Here is a 17,101-nt window from a genome sequence, read left to right as displayed (position 1 = left end):
GGGCCGGTGAGGGATGACCAGGCGTAACGTTGCAGCGCCCCGCCCATCTACGGTTTCCGCATCGGAGCGCCGGAGCGATCCGCACAGCCCTGTACAGTACCTGCGCGGTGTGGGGCCAGCCCGGGCAGCCCTGCTGTCCCGCCTGGGCATTACCACGGTACACGACCTGCTCCTGCACCTTCCCCGTCGCCACGAGGACCGGCGGAACCCAACGCCGCTCGGCCGGCTGATCGAGGGCGCCTATCAGGTGGCCATCGCGCGGATTGAGCGCGTGCAGACGGTCCGGACGCGACGCGGTACCACCCTGGTCCGGGCCGGCATAGTGGACGCTACCGGTGCCGCGCACGCGGTCTGGTTCAATCAGCCCTACCTCGGGCAGCGTCTGTCCCGCGGCCAGCAGGTCAGTCTCTACGGACGGGTGGAGCGGATCGGCCGGGGACTCCAGTTCGTGTCGCCAGAGGTTGAGGTGCTGGAGGTGGACGCCGACCCCTGGTTGGTCGGGAGGCTCGTGCCCGTCTATCCTTCGACCGAGGGATTGCCGCAGAGAGCGCTGAGGACGATGGCGCGCACCGCGCTTGCCGGGTACGCGGCCGAACTGCCGGAGCTGCTACCCGAGGAGTTGCGGCGCCGCCTGCACCTGCCCGACCTGCACCAGGCGCTGTGGGCTGCTCACTTCCCCGAAGACGAGCAGGCCCAGGCCGCGGGTCGCCGCCGGTTGGCCTTCGAGGAGATACTGGTCCTGCAATTGGGGGTCCTGCAACAGCGCCGCGCCGTGGCCCTGACGCCCAGGCGCGCGGCCTACCGACCGTTCGGGGACGCAGTGGTCCGGCTCCTGGCATCGCTGCCGTTCGCCCTCACCGGTGCCCAGCAGCGCGTGATCGGCGAGGTCCTGGCCGACCTGCGCGGAGGCGTGCCGATGAACCGGCTCCTGCACGGCGACGTTGGGTCCGGGAAGACCGTGGTCGCGGCCGCGGCGTTGCTCGCCTGCGTCGAGGGCGGCAGCCAGGGAGCGCTGATGGCTCCGACAGAGATCCTCGCCGGCCAGCACCTCCTTACCGTGGCGCGCCTGCTGGAGCCCATGGGTGTGGGCGTGCACCTGCTAACCGGCAGCGTGGACGCCTCGGAGCGGGCGGCGGCGCTGGCCGCGCTGCGGCGCGGCGAAAGGTGCGTGATCGTGGGCACGCACGCGCTGCTGGAGGAAGGGGTGATCTTCGAGCGGCTGGGCCTGGCGGTCGTGGACGAGCAGCACAGATTCGGGGTCATGCAGCGGTCGCGGCTGCGGCAGAAGGGCCAGGCCCCGGACGTTCTGGTGATGACCGCGACGCCCATTCCGCGTACGCTGACGCTCACGGTCTACGGTGACCTCGACGTCTCGGTGCTGGACGAGCTGCCGCCTGGTCGCCATGCTGTCAGGACCTTTGTGCGACCCAAGGCCTCCAGGCCCGCGGTGTACGCCTTCGTCCGCGATCAGGTGGCTGCGGGCCGGCAGGCATTCGTGGTATGCCCGCTGATCGAGGAGTCGGAAGCGGTGCAGGTGCGATCGGCGATCGAGCTGGCGCGCGAACTGGCCGCCGGTCCGCTCGCCGGCATTCGGCTGGACGTAATGCACGGCCGCCTCTCCCCCTCCCAGCGGGAGGAACGGATGGAGGCACTGCGCGCAGGTGCAATCGACGTGCTGGTGGCCACCACGGTGATCGAGGTGGGGATTGACATTCCCAACGCCTCGATCATGATCATCGAGGACGCGGACCGCTACGGGCTGGCCCAACTCCACCAGCTGCGCGGCCGGGTCGGCCGCGGCCCGGCGCGCTCCTACTGCGTGCTGATAGCCGACCCGGCAACCGAGGTTGGTCAGCGCCGCCTCGAGGTCATGCGGTCCACCAACGATGGGTTCCGGATCGCCCAGGAAGACCTCGAGCTGCGTGGGCCCGGGGAGGTCCTGGGCGTCCGACAGCACGGAATGGGAGGTCTGCGCGTGGCAGACCTGATAGGAGATCTTCCCCTGCTGGAGGAAGCCCGGAGGGAGGCCGAGGCGCTCCTGCGCGAGGATCCCGATCTGGTCTCTCCCCAGGCCCAGGGGCTGGGTGAGGCGGCGCGCCGCCAGATGGCGGCGCGCGCTGGCCTGGCCTCGGTGGGCTGACGCCCGTGAGTCCTGGCCGCCGATCTGCCGGCCCGGTTCCCAGAAGCGCGCGGCGTGACCGGCTGCGCCCCACTGCCTCGCGCGTGCGGGCCGGGTTGTATGATTCCCTCGGGGCATGGGTGGCCGGGCGTGCCGTTCTTGACCTGTTCGCGGGGACCGGGGCGCTCGGCATAGAAGCCCTCCAGAGGGGGGCGCGTCGGGCGGTCTTCGTGGAGTGCGACGCGGTGCAGGTGCGTGTGATCCGCGAGCAATTGAGGCGCCAGGGATTGGAACAGCGTGCGGTGGTGCGGCGCCAGGACGCGGTTGAGGCGCTGCGTCGCCTGGCCCGCGCCGGAGACGTGTTCGACCTGGTGCTCCTGGACCCGCCGTACGGGATGGGGTTGATCGAGAGGTCGCTGGCTGCGATAGCCGACTCCGGGGTCCTGGCCCCAGGAGGACTGATCGTAGCAGAGGGTCACTGGAGGGACAGACCCGCGCTGGCCACTGGTCAGGAGATGGCGCGGGAGGCACGGTACGGCGAGACCGCGCTGTGGTTCATTTGCACCAGCGAGGGGCCCCGCTCCTAGCGGGAGAAAGGAGTCGGCGTGCGCATTGCCGTCTACCCTGGGAGTTTCGATCCTGTTCACCACGGTCACATGGAGGTCATCCGCAGGGCCGTGTGCCTCTTCGACCGGGTCATCGTGGCGGTCGCGGAGAACATAGACAAGGGCCTGGGTACGTTCCCCCTTGATGACCGAGTCGAGATGCTGCGGGAGGCAATCGCGGGGTTCCCGACGGTCGAGGTGGTGGCCTACAGCGGGCTGACCGTTGACTTCGCACGCTCGCGTGGCGCGACCTGTCTGATAAAGGGATTGCGCGCGGTCGGAGATTTCGACTACGAGCTCAAGCAGTCGGCGATGAACCGCCGCCTGGCTCCTGACCTGGACACCCTGCTGTTCATCGCCGACCCGCAGTTCGCGTTCGTGTCATCGGCGCTCATCCGCGAGGTGGCCGCGCTGGGCGGTGACGTCGGCGGGCTTGTGCCGCCCGCGGTTGGCGAACGACTGCGGGTCAGGTGGCCCAGGCAAGGGTAGCCCGTGGAGACCGTGCTGGAACTGCTCGACCGGGCCGAGAGCGTACTGCGTCGCCACCTGGGGCGTCTGCCGGCCGATCGGCGCCAGGCCATCGAGGACGAGGTCCTGGGTCTGTTTCGAATGGCGCGGGCGGCCCTGCCCAGGGAGCTCCACCAGGCCTCCCGCCTGATGGAGGAGGCAGAACTGGCGCTGGCGCGCTCTCGCGAAGAAGCCCGGCGCATTGTGCTGGACGCGCAGTCCCATGCCCGATCGCTCGCCGAGTCCGGAGCCGCCCGCGGGCGTGCCTCGGAGGGCCCTGCTGCGACCGACGAGGCAAAGCGCGAAGCCGACCGCATCCGGCGTGGGGCAGACGAGTATGCCGCCGCGGTGCTGGCGCGCCTCGAGACGGAGATGGAAAGGATCCTGGCGGCAATCCGCCGCGGGCAGGAGGTGCTGCGCGCGCCGGGTGGGCGTGACCGGCGAACGTGACCGGCGAACGTGATAGGCGGCCCGGGTGAGCGCGTTCATTGACACCCCAAAAACCCGGTCCCTATAATGGGCATGTTTGGCGAGGCGCACCTGCCGTGAGAATGGATCTCCGTGCCCTGCGCGCCGAACGGGGCGCCGCGCTCGTGGTGAGTTGCAGCGAGCCGATGGCGAGCGGGATCGTCGAGATGCCGTTCGTCGGTCCCGTCGAGGGAACCCTCTCGCTCACCAATCTGGGACCGTCCCTGAGGGTGGAGGGACGGCTGGTGACGCGGGTTGATCTCGTGTGCGACCGCTGTGCCGCGCCGTTCCGCGCCGTTGTCGAAGCGCCGGTGTACGAGGATCTCGCGTGGGACGGCGAGGAGTTCCTCGCGGCGGCCCAGGGCACCACGGTACTGGACGTTGACGCGCTGGCGCGAGAGATGCTCCTGCTGGCGTTGCCCACTCCGGCGCGCTGCCACCCTGATTGCCCGGGGCTGTGCGGCAAATGCGGGGCCGACCTCAATGCCGGGCGCTGTGCCTGCGAGTGAGTCTGCGCTTGCGCGCTGAGAAACTGGAGGAGATTCTGTGGCCCAGAAGCGACGACATCCCAAGTCAAGGACCGGTTCGCGCCGAAGTCATTTCAAGGCGAGCGTGATCGCCCTTGTGACATGCCCGCAGTGCAAGTCCCGCATCGTTCCCCACCGGGTTTGTCCCTCCTGCGGCTTCTACGACGGGCGCGAGGTCGTGGCAGTCAAGAGCCGGCAGTCCAAGAAGAAGGAAGCGTAGTGCCCGGGATACGGGCCCGGCGATGAGGGTCGCTGTGGATGCGATGGGCGGGGACCACGCTCCCCGTGCCATCGTGGAGGGAGCGGTCCAGGCCGCGCGCGACTTCGGCGTTGAGCCGGTCCTCGTGGGCATTCCGGCGAGGATCGAGGCGGAGTTGCGCCGCGTCGGTGCGGGCCCCCTCCCCGTTGAGATCGTCGAGGCCCCGGACGTGATCGAGATGCACGAGCACCCGGCGATGGCCCTGCGCCGCAAGCGCCGTTCCAGCATCGCGGTGGCGGTGCAGCAGGTGCGCGAAGGCAAAGCCGACGCAGTCGTCAGCGCGGGGCACACGGGCGCGGCAATGGGCGCCGGCATGTTGATACTGGGGCGCATCAAGGGGATAGACCGGCCGGCAATCGCCGCGGTCCTGCCCACGGTGAGCGGACGGCCGGTCGTGCTGCTGGACGCAGGGGCGAACGTGGACTGCAGGCCGCAGCACCTCGCGCAGTTTGGGCTTATGGGCGACATCTACGCGCGGGAGGTGCTCGGGATTGGCTCGCCACGCGTGGGCCTTCTCAGCAACGGTGAGGAGGACATCAAGGGCAACGACGCGACGATTCACGCGGCCGGCCTCCTTCGCGACTCGAGCCTCTGCTTCGCGGGCAACATCGAGGGGAAGGACCTCTTCTTCGGCCTCGCGGACGTGGTGGTCTGCGATGGGTTCGTTGGAAACGTCGTGCTGAAGTGCGGGGAAGGACTGGTCCGGGCGATCCGCCAGATATTCACCTCCGAGCTTCGGGGCTGGCGCGGCCGGCTGCTGGCGCTCTATCTGCTTCCCCTGCTCGGTCCCGCCCGCAGGATCTGGGGGCGGCTGGACTACCGGGAGCACGGGGGCGCGCCGCTGCTGGGCATCAACGGCGTGTGCATCATCGCCCACGGCCGATCCAACCCCCGCGCCATCCGCAACGCGATTCGCGCGGCGATGGACGCCGCCACGCACCAGGTACCGGCACGCATCAGCTCCGCCATCCACGGTGGCGAGGTGGAAGCCATCCCATGCCTCAGGTGACCATGCGCCAGGACAGCGCCGCAAGAGACGAAGGTTACTGATGGCAGTCCGCGGTTCAACCATCGCTGGCATCGGACGCGGAATCCCACCGCGCGTCCTGACGAACCAGGAGCTGGAGCGGATGGTGGATACCAGCGACGAGTGGATCCGGACGCGCACCGGGATCCGTGAGCGCCGCATTGCGGCTCCCGAGGTGGCCGCCTCGGACCTGGCATGCGAGGCGGCGGCCGAGGCACTTGCCGACGCGGGGGTTGTGGCAGACGAGCTCGACCTCATCGTCGTGGGGACCGCAACGCCGGACATGCTGTTCCCGGCGACCGCGTGCCTGGTGCAGGATCGGCTGGGCGCCCGGCGCGCCGGTGCCTTCGACGCGTCTGCGGCCTGCAGCAGTTGGGCCTACGGGGTGGCGATAGGGCACGCGGCGATTGCCTCCGGCAGGGCCGAGACCGTGATGATCATTGGCACCGAGGTCCTCTCACGTATCACCGACTGGAGCGACCGCGCCACGAGCGTGCTCTTCGGCGATGCCGCCGCGGCGGTGATCCTGCGACCGTGCCGGTCCGGGGAGGGATTCCTGGCCTTCCACCTGGGCGCGGAGGGAGCGGGCGCACCGCTCATCGAGTTGCCGGCCGGCGGCTCGCGGCGGCCTCCGGGTCACGAGACGGTCGCGGCCCGCATGCACTACCTCAAGATGAACGGGCGCGAGGTCTACAAGTTCGCCGTTCGGGCGATCCCGCGGGCCATCGAGCGCGTCTTGGAAGAGGCCGGCCTCAAGGTTGAAGACGTTGACTGCTTCGTGCCCCACCAGGCAAACGTCCGCATCATCGAGGCGGCGGCAGAGCGGCTGGGCCAGCCGATGGAGCGGTTCTTCGTCAACGCGGACCGGTACGGCAACACCTCTTCGGCTTCGGTTCCGGTGGCGCTGTACGAGGCAGTAGAGCAGGGGCGCGTCCGCCCGGGCAGCCTGGTGGTGTTCGTGGCTTTCGGGGCGGGTCTTACATGGGGCGCCGGCGCGATCCGGTGGACCGGTGACTCGGCCATGGCCAGGCGGTCGGGCGGCCGCACGCCGTGATCGCGTTCGTCTTCCCTGGGCAAGGAGCCCAGTACGTGGGCATGGGCGTGGATCTGGCAGCGCGGTACGCCTCGGCGCGACGCGTCTTCGATGAGGCCAGCGAGTCCATCGGGCTGGATATCCTGGACCTCTGCCGCAGGGGACCCGAGGAGCGCCTACGACAGACCGAGAACACGCAGCCGGCCATACTCACGTGCAGTTGGGCGGCTGCCGCCGCCCTGGCCGAACACGGAGTCCGGCCGGCCATGGCCGCCGGGCTCAGTCTGGGAGAGTACACGGCCCTGGTGGCGGCCGGGGCGCTCGCGCTTGGCGATGCGGTTGCGCTGGTGCGGCAGCGCGGGAAGCTCATGCAGGACGCCGTGGAAGGACAGCACACGGCTATGGTGGCGGTGATGGGCCTGCCCGCGGAGCGCGTGGACGAGATCTGCCGCCAGACGCCGGGTGTGGTCGAAGCCGCCAACTTCAACGCGCCCGGTCAGGTCGTTGTCGGGGGAGAGGCGGGTGCGGTTGAGGATGCGTCGGCCCGGCTGCTGGCAGCCGGCGCGCGGCGGGTCACGCGCCTGGCCGTCAGCGCCCCATTCCACACCTCGTTGATGAGGCCCGCGTCAGCACTCCTGTCCGCGGCTCTGGGCCGGGTGAACGTGGCTCCTGCCCGGATCCCGGTAGTAGCCAACGTCACCGCACAGCCCGTGCGGGAGCCGCAGGAGATACGGACCGCGCTGCTCGACCAGGTGGCGGCGCCGGTTCGGTGGGAGCAGTCGGTAGTGACGCTGCGCGCCCTCGGCGCCTCGGTCTTCGTTGAGGTAGGCCCCGGCACGGCGCTGGCCGGGCTCGTTCGACGTACCGCCCCGGGAGCCGTGGTGGTCTCGGTGCAGGACCAGGCCACGCTTGACGCGGCGCTCTCGACGCTCGGATCGGTCGCGGCGTCACCCGAACAGGGGACGGCCGGGAGCCGGAGGTAGCCGGGGCTATGGGTCGGCTCGACGGCAAGGTCGCGGTGGTCACCGGCGCCTCGGGTGGGATCGGCAGCCGCGTCGCGGTGGCGCTGGCCCGGGAAGGCGCGGCCCTGGTCGTCCACTACGGCCGAAACCGCGAGGCGGCCCTGGCCGTTGTCGGGGAAATCGAGGCAGCCGGAGGACGGGCCCTAGCGGTCGGCGCCGACCTCTCCAGACCCGAGGAGGCGGCCGGTGTGATCGCCGCGGCCCTAGAGGAATTCGGCCGGCTGGATATCCTGGTGAACAACGCGGGGATCGTGCGCGACGGGCTCGTGCTGAGGATGCGTGATGAAGATTGGCAGGCCGTCCTGGACACCAACCTCAGCGGGACATTCTACTGTATCAGGGCCGCACTGCGCGAGTTCCTGCGTCAAAGGCGCGGGCGGATCATAAACATCACCTCGACCGCCGGGCAGGGAGGCAACGCCGGGCAGGCGAACTATGTGGCCGCCAAGGCAGGGATCATCGGCCTTACGCGGGCGGTAGCGCGCGAGGTCGGGGCGCGCGGGATCACCGCAAACGCGGTGGCCCCGGGCTACATCGCGGCGGGCATGACCGAGGGTCTGGCACCCGAGACCGTCGAGCGCTACCTGGCGCAGATACCGTTGGGGCGGGCCGGCGCAGCGGATGATGTCGCCGCGGCCGTGGTCTTCCTGGCGTCGGATGAAGCCGGGTATGTTACCGGGCAGGTCCTGAACGTGGACGGCGGAATGATCATGCACTGACCGAAGGGGGAGGCGCTCATGGCAACGGTATTCGAACGGGTTAGGGCGAAGGTGGCCAGTCAACTCAACGTGGAAGAGGACAAGATCTCGCCGGAGTCTTCGTTCATTGAGGACCTGGGCGCGGACTCCCTCGATGTCGTCGAGCTCGTGATGGCGCTGGAGGATGAGTTCGAGATAGTGATTCCTGACGACCAGTCCGAGAAGATAGTGACCGTGGGCGACGCCGTGGCATTCATCGAGCGTCAAGCCAAAGAGCCGGCGCAATAGCGCCACCTGGCGCCTGGGGCTTCCGGGTATCTCCCGTGCGAAGGCGGGTTGCGGTCACCGGGTTGGGCGTGGTGAGCCCGATCGGCGTGGGCCATCAGGAGTTCTGGTCTGCGCTGCTCGAGGGACGGTCGGGGGTGGATCTGATCACCGCTTTCGATGCCTCGGGGTACGCGACGCGGATCGCGGCCGAAGTGCGCGGTTTCGATGCCCTGGCGTTCATGGACCGCAAGGAGGCGCGGCGCAACGACCGATTCGTGCAGTTTGCCTACTCCGCCGGGCGAATGGCGCTCGACGACGCCGGCTACGTCATAACGCCGGCCAACGCGACACGGATCGGCGTGCTGATCGGATCGGGAATCGGAGGCGCCACGACGTGGGAAGAGCAGCACCGGCAGCTGCTCCTGAAGGGACCCGAGCGGGTCTCGCCGTTCTTCGTTCCGATGATCATCTCGAACATGGCCAGCGGGGTAACCTCGATTCTCACGGGGGCCAAGGGGCCGAGTTCCTGCGTTGTGACGGCGTGCGCCACCGGCGGCAACGCGATCGGTGACGCAGCGCGGATGATCGAGCGCGGCGACGTGGACGCTATGCTGGCAGGAGGTTCGGAGGCCGCCATCACGCCGCTGGCGATGGCCGGGTTCTGCTCGATGAGGGCGATGTCCACGCGCAACGACGAGCCCGGCCGGGCATCACGCCCGTTCGACGCGGGTCGAGACGGCTTCGTGATAGGCGAGGGGGCAGGCGTGGTTCTCCTGGAAGCGACGGAGCACGCCGAGGCGCGCGGGGTTCAGATCTACGGAGAGGTGATCGGCTACGGCGCCACGGCCGACGCCTTCCACATTACGCAGCCCGACCCCGAAGGCGACGGCGCGTTTCGGAGCATGGCCGCGGCCCTCTCCGATGCCGGGGTCGCACCGGAGGAGGTTGACTACATCAACGCGCACGGCACCAGCACGCCGTACAACGATCGGCTCGAGACGCTGGCGATCAAACGTCTTTTCGGCGCGCACGCGCACCGGCTCGCCGTCAGCTCGACGAAGTCCATGATTGGGCACCTAATGGGGGCGGCGGGCGGCGTGGAGTTCATCGCCTGCGCGTTGGCGCTGCGCCACCAGACGATGCCGCCTACGATCAACTATGAGGTTCCTGATCCTGAGTGCGACCTCGATTACGTCCCGAACGTGGCCCGCCCAGGACGGCTGCGCACGGTGATTTCCAACGCGTTCGGATTCGGGGGCCACAATGCCACACTCGTGTTGAGGGCAAACCATGCGTAGACGCAAGCGTGTCCTGCCGCCGCCTCTCCCGCCCGATGAGACCGGCGCGGTGGGCGAGGTGCTGTCACAGGGACGCCTGGCCCAGCTGGCGGCGCTCGAGGAGCGGCTGGGAGTGCGCTTTCGAGACAGGTCGCTGCTCGACCTGGCGCTGAGGCACGGGTCGTTCAGCCACGAGCGCGGTCAGGATCCCGCAAAGAGCTACGAGCGGCTGGAGTTCCTCGGGGACGCGGTCCTGAGTCTGGTGGTCGCCGACGACCTCTACCGCAGGAACCCGGACATGGACGAAGGCGGGCTTGCGAAGAACCGCTCCCGACTGGTGAACGAGGGGGCGCTGGCCTCGGTCGCGCGCCGGCTAGACCTCGGCGACTACCTGATGCTGGGCCGGGGGGAGGAGAAGGGAGGAGGGCGGCAGCGTGCCTCGATGCTGGCCGATGCCCTGGAGTCGGTCCTGGGCGCCGTCTATGTGGACTCGGGCTACGGGGTGGTGCACGCCCTCGTGATACGCTGGCTCGGAGAACTGGCCGAGGAGATTCATCGGGTCGGAGACGACTTCAAGAGCCAGCTTCAGGAGCGGCTGCAGCGCCGCCGCCAGATGCCCAAGTACCGCATCGCCCGCGCCGAGGGCCCGGAGCACGCGCGGACGTTCGCCGCCGTGGTTGAGGCCGCCGGCAAGACGATCGGAGAGGGCAGCGGCCAGAGCAAGAAGGAAGCGGAACAGGCGGCCGCGGCCGATGCGCTGCGCCGGCTCGACAGCGGGGCCCAGTGAAGCGGCTGTGGGCACCGTGGCGGTTCGCCTACATCGCCGCTCCTGCCGTGACCGGCTGCGTTCTCTGTGAGGCGCCGGCGTCAGGTGATGACCGGGCCGCCCTGATCCTGCACCGCGCCCCGGATGGCTACCTGATCCTCAACCGGTTTCCCTACAATACCGGCCACCTGATGGCGGTTCCGTTCAGGCACCTGGCCCGCCCCGACGATCTGACGGCACGCGAGGCAGAGGCGCTGATGGGGCTCGTGAGTCTGGGGGTCCGGGCGCTGGAGCGTGCCATGGAGCCCGACGGGTTCAACGTCGGCATGAATCTGGGTCGCGCTGCCGGCGCCGGGATTGCCGACCACCTGCACCTGCACATCGTGCCGCGCTGGTCGGGCGACACCAACTTCATGCCGGTCCTGTGCGACGTCAAGGTACTGCCTGAGCATCTGGACGACACCTATCAGCGGCTGGCCTCTGCCCTGGCGTTTCTGGTTGGGCCCGAGGCGACCTGAAGCCGTCACTGCCAGAGAAGATGCGCTTCGGAATCCTGCGGACGGTTCTTGCCGCCCTGGCCCTTGCCACGGCCGTCGTGCTCATTCAGCCGGCCTTCCTGCGGCAGGACACCAGCCCGCCGGGGTTTCGGGCAGGCGTGCTCGTGGTAGGCGGAAGCCCGGCAGGCGTGGCCGCGGCGCTCGCGGCGGCGCGTCAAGGCATGGTGGTGGTTCTGGTGGAGAGCCGCCCATTCCTGGGGACGGTCATGACCGGCGCCATGCTCAACATGGTGGACATGAGCCGCGGACCCAACGGCGAGAACCTCATCAAGGGGATCTTCCTGGAGATCTATCACGAGATCGGGGGAATCACCTTCGATCCCCGCAAGGTCCGCACCATCCTACGGAACAAGGTAGAGGCAGAGCCCGGGATAGTATCCCTGTTGGGCATTGAGCGCACCGAACCCATCGTTGTGGAAGGTCGCGTCGCTGGGGTATGGGTGCGCCTCTCGGATCAGGCGACGGCCCCGATCCGTGCCGCGGTCACCGTGGATGCCACCGACGACGGCGACCTGGCAGCTGCCTCTGGCGTGCCCTTCACCTACGGCCGGGAGGCCTCCGGGATTGACCGCAGGGCGATGCCTGCGACGCTGATGTACCGCGTGGCCGATGTGGATTGGCCGGAGATCGTTCGGTACGCGTATGCGCACAGGCACGGCCGGCACCCCAGCGGCGCCTTCAACGGATACGCCTGGGGGTTCAAGGAGGCGATGCGCGGGTACCGCCCGGCGGACGCGCGGCTTTCTGCGCTCGACCTGAATATCGGCAAGCTGCCCGACGGAACGTTGCTGATCAACTCGCTGCAGATCCACGACGTGGACGGCACGGCCCCGGCCTCCTGCGCGGACGGTTATGCGCGCGCGGTTGCGGAGATCCCCAACAAGCTATCTTATCTGCGGGCCAACGTCCCGGGGTTCGCCGGTGCGCGGCTGGTCGAGGTGGCGCCCGAACTCTACATCCGTGAGACACGCCATCTCGCAGGGCTCTACACGCTGACCGGAAAGGACATCGTCGGGCGCACGCGCTTCTGGGACAGCATCGGCGCCGCGTCCTACCCGATAGATCTGCACCAGTACGTGCAGGGCGAGCAGTACCCCTACAGGCCTGTAAGGCGCGCGTACACCATACCGCTCCGCTCTTTGATAACCGCGCGGATAGACGGGCTGTTCGTGGCGAGCCGCGCCTTCTCGGCCACCTACCAGGCCGCGGGCTCGGCCCGCGTGATTCCAACCACGATGGCCATGGGAGAGGGCGTCGGCGTGGCTGCTGCGGTGGCGGTGGCGCACCGCGTGACTCCTCACCAGCTCGCGCAGCGGCAAGACCTCGTGCGCGAGGTGCAGCAGCGCCTGCTGCGGGCGGGTGCGCGGATTGACTTCTGACACGGACGGGCCGATCGGCCAGAGAGGCGGTGGCGTCGTGTCCCTGCCCGCTGTTCTCACGCTGGCCTACCACGCGCGCGAGCCGCACCCCAGGGAGGTGCCGCTCGAGGCGGTATACCGCGACCTGGAGGCACCCGCTCCAGCGGGCCGGCCCCACGTCATCCTCAACATGGTCCAGACGCTGGACGGCGCGGTGGCCGTTGACGGCAAGGCATGGGGGATCGGCTCCGAGGTGGATCACTACCTGTTCAGGACGCTGCGCGGATGGGCCGACGCGGTGCTCTGCGGCGCGGGCACGCTTCGGCAAAACGACATCGTGGCCATCACGCACCCGCACCTGCGGGAGGCGCGCGCGTCCGCGGGCCGGCCTGCCAATCCCGCGGCATTCGTCGTCTCCGGCCGGGCCGAGTTCTCGGATGCGGTGCTGCGCAAACGCTTCTTTGGGCACCGGGAGTTCGCATCGGTGGTGATTACGACCGAGCTGTCGCGGGCGGCCGATCGCCGGCGCATCGAGGAGGCGGGCGCCGAGGTCTGGGTGGTCCCGGCTGGCGCGTCCGGGGAAGTAGACCTGGAGGCCACCCTGGGGCTGCTTGGAGCCCGCGGGTTCGGAAGGGTGCTGGCCGAGGGTGGACCGGTTGTCAACCGACACCTGGCCGAGGCACAGGTCCTGGACGAGCTCTTCCTGACCGTGTCGCCGCAGGTGGTGGGCGTTCCTACGCGCCCCGGGATTCTGGCCGGGATCTTGGGCGGCGCCAAGGTGGGGCTTGCTCTGATCAGCGAGTTTCAGTACCGCAACCCAGCGCTGCGGGAGTGGTACCTCAGATTTGCCGTAGCTCGCTGATTCCTGCCCCTGTTCGGCATTGACATACGAACACTTGTTCGTATAATCGGGATGGAGCCCATGTATCCGGCGCTGTGCTCCAGGTCGCCCGATGTACACACCTTTTCCAGGCACCGGATTTGTTCTGGTCCACGGGGATCCGGCCTGCCTGACCGTAGGCCTGCTGCTCGGCCTGCGCGCAGCGACTCCTGCCAGCCCGCTCCTGATCGTGGATGGGGCAAACGCGCTCAACCCGTACCTGCTCACCGGCCTGGCGCGCCGGATGGGGCGGCGTCCCGAAGCCCTGCTGGCCAGCGTTTTCATCTCGCGCGTCTTCACCGCCTACCAGCTCGAAGCCGCGGTTGTTGACCGTCTGGAGGGCGCGGTTGCGGCGCGCCGATCCTCCGGCGTGCTGATAGCCGGCCTGCTGGATCCACTCCACGATGAGGACCTCTCCACCGCCGAGGCCCGGCGGATCTTCCAGCGGGTGCTCGCGACCCTCACCCGCCTGGCCGCGCGGCAGCACCCGCTGGTGGTGGCCGCGCCGCCCCAGCCACCGGTACGCGGGCGTGAAGGGTTTGGGGTACAGATTGCCGCTGCGGCGGACTGGGTGTTCCGTGCCTCCTGCCGTGAGGGAAGGATCGAGATAGCCGGGGAGAAACCCTCACCCGGCCGCTGGTGGTGGGAGCCGGAGGTGCCGCTGCTGGCCGCGCGGCGGTGGTGCTGATGGGCCGCACCGTACCCACCATGACGCAGATCGTCGCCCAGGAGGAAGCGAACTTCGCGCCGTTCCGCCGGGCGCTGCGCAGAGAGGACCGGGTGATCCTCGACCGGCTCTTCGCGGCCGCGCGCCATCATACCGCGCCCGCCGCTTACCTGTCGCATCCGGTGCCGTTTGAGGTTCTGATGCTGGCCATGCTGATTGAGATGGCGAAGCTGGTGGAGGCGCTGCGCGTCCGGGTGGAAGACCTGGAGGCCGGTGCGCCGGGTACGCCGGACCGTAGCGCCGGCCAGGCCGGTGATCCCGGGCCGGGGTGAGGTGATGTTGACCGGCTGGTTGTTCGACGCCTATCCCACCGGGGACGGCATGGCGGTCTGGTTGATCGGCGAGGACGGCCGGGCGCACCGTCTGGTGGCGCCGTTTGCCCCGGTCTTCTATGTCGCAGGACCGGAGCGTCTTCTGGCCCGGCTGCCGGCGCGCCTGGCCGACCAGGGGATTGCGGCCGAGACGGCGATGGCAGCGCGGGAAGAGCTCCTCTCCGGCGCGGCGCTGCCGGTGCTGCGGATCGCCGTCCGCTCACCGCTTGCCTTCCCATCCGCGGTACGCTCGGTCGCCCGCATCAGAGGCCTGTCGCCGTTCGATTGTGACCTCAGCATCCCTCAACTGTTCTTTGCACAGACCGGGCTGTTCCCGCTGGGGCGGTATCGGGTGGCGGGAGGGCCGGCCGTCACGGTACAGGAGTTCCAGCCGTTAGATACGCCGGAGGACCTTGAGTACGCCCTTCCTCCGCTGGTCACGATGCGCCTGCGCCTGGACGGCGACCCCATCAACCCGGCACACGGTCGGATGACCGAGATCGAGGCGTCGGTAAACGGAGAAACGGTCGTGCTCTGCGGCGATCGCCCCGAGGACCTGATCGGCAGTCTCAACCGCCTGCTCGATCGCTACGATCCCGACGTACTTCTCACCGAGTGGGGCGACGCGTTCCTCCTGCCGCGGCTGCGGGCGCTCGCGGCGCGGACCGGCGTTCCGCTGCGGTGGAACCGCGAGCGCGGCCAGGACCTGCGGATGCGGCGCGCCCGCTCGTACGTCACCTACGGCCAGACCGTATTCACGGCCGGCGCGCAGATGCTCCGGGGCCGCTGGCACCTCGACCTGCGCAACTCGTTCATATACGGCGAGTCCGAACTGGCCGGGCTGCTGGAGATCGCGCGCCTGGCATGCCTGCCGGTACAGTATCTGGCCCGGACCTCGATTGGGACGGCGATCAGCGCGATGCAGATTCACCGCGCGATCCGGCGGGGCGTGCTGGTCCCATGGCGCAAGAGCGAGCCCGAAGGGTTCAAGTCGGCCGGAGAACTGCTGGTCACGGACAAGGGTGGGCTCACCTACCAGCCGGTCGTGGGCCTGTTTGAGGGTGTCGGCGAGCTCGACTTCGCGTCCATGTATCCCACGATCATGGAGCGGTTCAACATCTCGCCTGAGACGATCAATTGCAGGTGCTGTCCGGACGCGCCGCGCGTGCCGGAGACCGGCGCGCGCCTGTGCAGGCGACGAAGGGGCCTGCTGCCGGAGGTGTTGGAGCCGCTGCTGGCGCGGCGGGCGTACTACAAGCGGCGGAAGCAGGAGACCTCCGGCGAGGCGCGCGCCCTCTACCAGCAGCGGCAGACCGCGCTGAAGTGGTGCCTGGTGTGCTGCTTGGACGGCGACACGAGCATTCTGCACCGCGCGAACGGGCGCTGGAAGATCGCATCGATTCGAGATCTCGTGGATACCTATCTCCCGGGTTCGACATGTGGGGAGCAACCGGTAGATGATCTGGCAGTCACCGGTATCGATGGCCGCCTTCGCGGCTGTGTGAAGCCCGTGCATGCCGTCATCAAGGTGCCCGCGCCTCCAACGATGATTCGCATGCGGTTGCGGTGGGGGCGAGAGTTGCTGATGACGCCGAACCACCGCTGCTATGTGCTCGAACAAGGGCAGTTGCGGGTCAAGCGGGCCGACCAACTCTCAGTTGGCGATTGGATCCCGCTGGCACACTCCTTTGACGAACGGCTAGTCGAATCGCCGCTGTTGTTTGCACCTGTGAAGTCGTTAGATCGAGTTCCGTACGACAAGCCGTATGTGTACTGCTTTCAGCTAGTTGAGGAGCCAGCGGTGTTCTTCGTTGAGGGCGGAGTTCTCACTGGCAACTCATTTGGCTACCTCGGGTATCGCAACGCCCGCTTCGGCCGCATCGAGGCGCACGAGGCCACAACCGCCTTCTCCCGCGAGATGCTCCTGCGGGCCAAGGACCTGGCTGAAACCCGGGGCTATCGGATGCTCCACGCGTTGGTGGACTCCATGTGGCTGCACCGGAGTGGCGCAACGCACGCCGACTACGACGGCCTGGCCCGGGTGATAGAGGAGACGACCGGGCTCCCAATTCTCGTCGAGGGCGTCTACGACTGGATCGCGTTCCTGCCGTCGCGCACGCATCCGGGCCTGGGTGTGCCCAACCGCTACCTGGGCCGTTTCGATGACGGTGGGACCAAGGTGCGCGGCATCGAGGTCCGGCGCTCGGACGTCCCTGCGCTCGTTGAGCGCACGCAGGCCAGAATGCTGGAGGTGCTCTTCGCGGCCAGGACGGCGGCGGAGGTGCGCGCCGCGGGACCGCGGGTGCTGGACATCCTGACCGAGGCCGTGGTCCGGTTGCGGGGCCGGGAGGTCCGGGCCGCCGATCTTGCCGTGACGACGACCATCTCGCGCGCGCCGGAGGATTACAGGAACAACGCGGCCGTGGCCGTGGCCGCGCGCCAGATGGCCCGCGCCGGGGTGCGGCTGCATCCGGGCGAGCGGATCCAGTACGTGGTCACCGACGCGCGCGCGCGCCTGCCCGAGGACCGGGTTCGGCCCCTTGGGCTGCTGGGACCTGACTGGTCGTGCGACGCGGACTACTACGTGGGTCAGTTGATGCGCACCGCCGAAACGTTGCTGGTTCCCCTGGGATTCTCTCTGGCGCGACTGGAACAGGAGGCGCAACTCAGGATGCAGGCGGGCGGCTGAGCGG

At 68.9% G+C, this 17,101-nt stretch carries 19 protein-coding genes; all 19 read left to right on the top strand.

Annotated features, from left to right (window positions below; genetic code table 11):
- Positions 1–13: 13 nt before the first annotated feature.
- On the top strand, positions 14–2,140 hold the full coding sequence (gene recG / locus FJX73_07945) for an ATP-dependent DNA helicase RecG (protein MBM3470704.1): 2,127 nt from the start codon (positions 14–16) through the stop codon (positions 2,138–2,140).
- Entirely contained in the window at positions 2,137–2,706 is a 570-nt protein-coding gene (gene rsmD, locus FJX73_07940) for a 16S rRNA (guanine(966)-N(2))-methyltransferase RsmD (protein ID MBM3470703.1), read from the top strand. The genes recG and rsmD overlap by 4 nt, the downstream gene beginning before the upstream one ends.
- 18 nt (positions 2,707–2,724) lie before the next feature.
- Positions 2,725–3,213 (top strand): pantetheine-phosphate adenylyltransferase, encoded by a 489-nt coding sequence (gene coaD, locus FJX73_07935; GenBank protein MBM3470702.1) that lies wholly within the window; start codon positions 2,725–2,727, stop codon positions 3,211–3,213.
- A gap of 3 nt (positions 3,214–3,216) precedes the next feature.
- Positions 3,217–3,681 (top strand): hypothetical protein, encoded by a 465-nt coding sequence (locus FJX73_07930; GenBank protein MBM3470701.1) that lies wholly within the window; start codon positions 3,217–3,219, stop codon positions 3,679–3,681.
- Positions 3,682–3,776: 95 nt separating this feature from the next.
- Entirely contained in the window at positions 3,777–4,208 is a 432-nt protein-coding gene (locus FJX73_07925; GenBank protein MBM3470700.1) for a DUF177 domain-containing protein, read from the top strand.
- 37 nt (positions 4,209–4,245) lie between these two features.
- Entirely contained in the window at positions 4,246–4,446 is a 201-nt protein-coding gene (locus FJX73_07920; protein MBM3470699.1) for a 50S ribosomal protein L32, read from the top strand.
- A 22-nt stretch (positions 4,447–4,468) separates the two neighbouring features.
- A complete protein-coding gene (gene plsX / locus FJX73_07915; GenBank protein MBM3470698.1) occupies positions 4,469–5,494 on the top strand; it encodes a phosphate acyltransferase PlsX in 1,026 nt (341 codons plus the stop codon).
- A 40-nt stretch (positions 5,495–5,534) separates the two neighbouring features.
- Entirely contained in the window at positions 5,535–6,566 is a 1,032-nt protein-coding gene (locus tag FJX73_07910) for a ketoacyl-ACP synthase III (GenBank protein MBM3470697.1), read from the top strand.
- A 41-nt stretch (positions 6,567–6,607) separates the two neighbouring features.
- Positions 6,608–7,528 carry an ACP S-malonyltransferase gene (gene fabD / locus FJX73_07905; protein ID MBM3470696.1) on the top strand — a complete coding sequence of 307 codons (921 nt, stop codon included), beginning with the start codon at positions 6,608–6,610 and terminating at the stop codon, positions 7,526–7,528.
- Positions 7,529–7,536: 8 nt separating this feature from the next.
- Complete coding sequence (gene fabG, locus FJX73_07900) at positions 7,537–8,286, top strand: 3-oxoacyl-[acyl-carrier-protein] reductase (GenBank protein MBM3470695.1); 750 nt, start codon at positions 7,537–7,539, stop codon at positions 8,284–8,286.
- Between the two features lie 18 nt (positions 8,287–8,304).
- Positions 8,305–8,553, top strand: a complete 249-nt coding sequence (locus tag FJX73_07895) for an acyl carrier protein (protein MBM3470694.1) — start codon at positions 8,305–8,307, stop codon at positions 8,551–8,553.
- Between the two features lie 35 nt (positions 8,554–8,588).
- The gene (gene fabF, locus FJX73_07890; GenBank protein MBM3470693.1) at positions 8,589–9,830 is read left to right on the top strand and encodes a beta-ketoacyl-ACP synthase II; all 1,242 of its coding nucleotides are present in this window, start codon (positions 8,589–8,591) and stop codon (positions 9,828–9,830) included.
- An 85-nt stretch (positions 9,831–9,915) separates the two neighbouring features.
- Positions 9,916–10,596, top strand: a complete 681-nt coding sequence (gene rnc / locus FJX73_07885; GenBank protein ID MBM3470692.1) for a ribonuclease III — start codon at positions 9,916–9,918, stop codon at positions 10,594–10,596.
- Positions 10,593–11,093, top strand: a complete 501-nt coding sequence (locus tag FJX73_07880) for an HIT domain-containing protein (protein ID MBM3470691.1) — start codon at positions 10,593–10,595, stop codon at positions 11,091–11,093. Before rnc ends, FJX73_07880 begins: the two co-directional genes overlap by 4 nt.
- Before the next feature lie 20 nt (positions 11,094–11,113).
- Positions 11,114–12,511, top strand: coding sequence for an FAD-dependent oxidoreductase (locus FJX73_07875; protein ID MBM3470690.1), 1,398 nt, complete (start codon positions 11,114–11,116; stop codon positions 12,509–12,511).
- Between the two features lie 37 nt (positions 12,512–12,548).
- Positions 12,549–13,352 (top strand): hypothetical protein, encoded by an 804-nt coding sequence (locus FJX73_07870; protein MBM3470689.1) that lies wholly within the window; start codon positions 12,549–12,551, stop codon positions 13,350–13,352.
- Positions 13,353–13,443: 91 nt separating this feature from the next.
- Positions 13,444–14,058: a hypothetical protein gene (locus tag FJX73_07865; protein ID MBM3470688.1), complete on the top strand. Its 615-nt coding sequence runs from the start codon at positions 13,444–13,446 to the stop codon at positions 14,056–14,058.
- Positions 14,058–14,369, top strand: coding sequence for a hypothetical protein (locus tag FJX73_07860; GenBank protein MBM3470687.1), 312 nt, complete (start codon positions 14,058–14,060; stop codon positions 14,367–14,369). The genes FJX73_07865 and FJX73_07860 overlap by 1 nt, the downstream gene beginning before the upstream one ends.
- Before the next feature lie 7 nt (positions 14,370–14,376).
- A complete protein-coding gene (locus FJX73_07855; GenBank protein ID MBM3470686.1) occupies positions 14,377–17,097 on the top strand; it encodes a hypothetical protein in 2,721 nt (906 codons plus the stop codon).
- The last annotated feature ends 4 nt before the right edge of the window (positions 17,098–17,101 follow it).

This window comes from Armatimonadota bacterium, from assembly GCA_016869025.1.
Lineage (GTDB): Bacteria > Sysuimicrobiota > Sysuimicrobiia > Sysuimicrobiales > Humicultoraceae > VGFA01.
The sequence above is the reverse complement of the archived record's forward strand: the minus strand, read 5'-3'. Positions and strand labels throughout refer to the sequence as shown.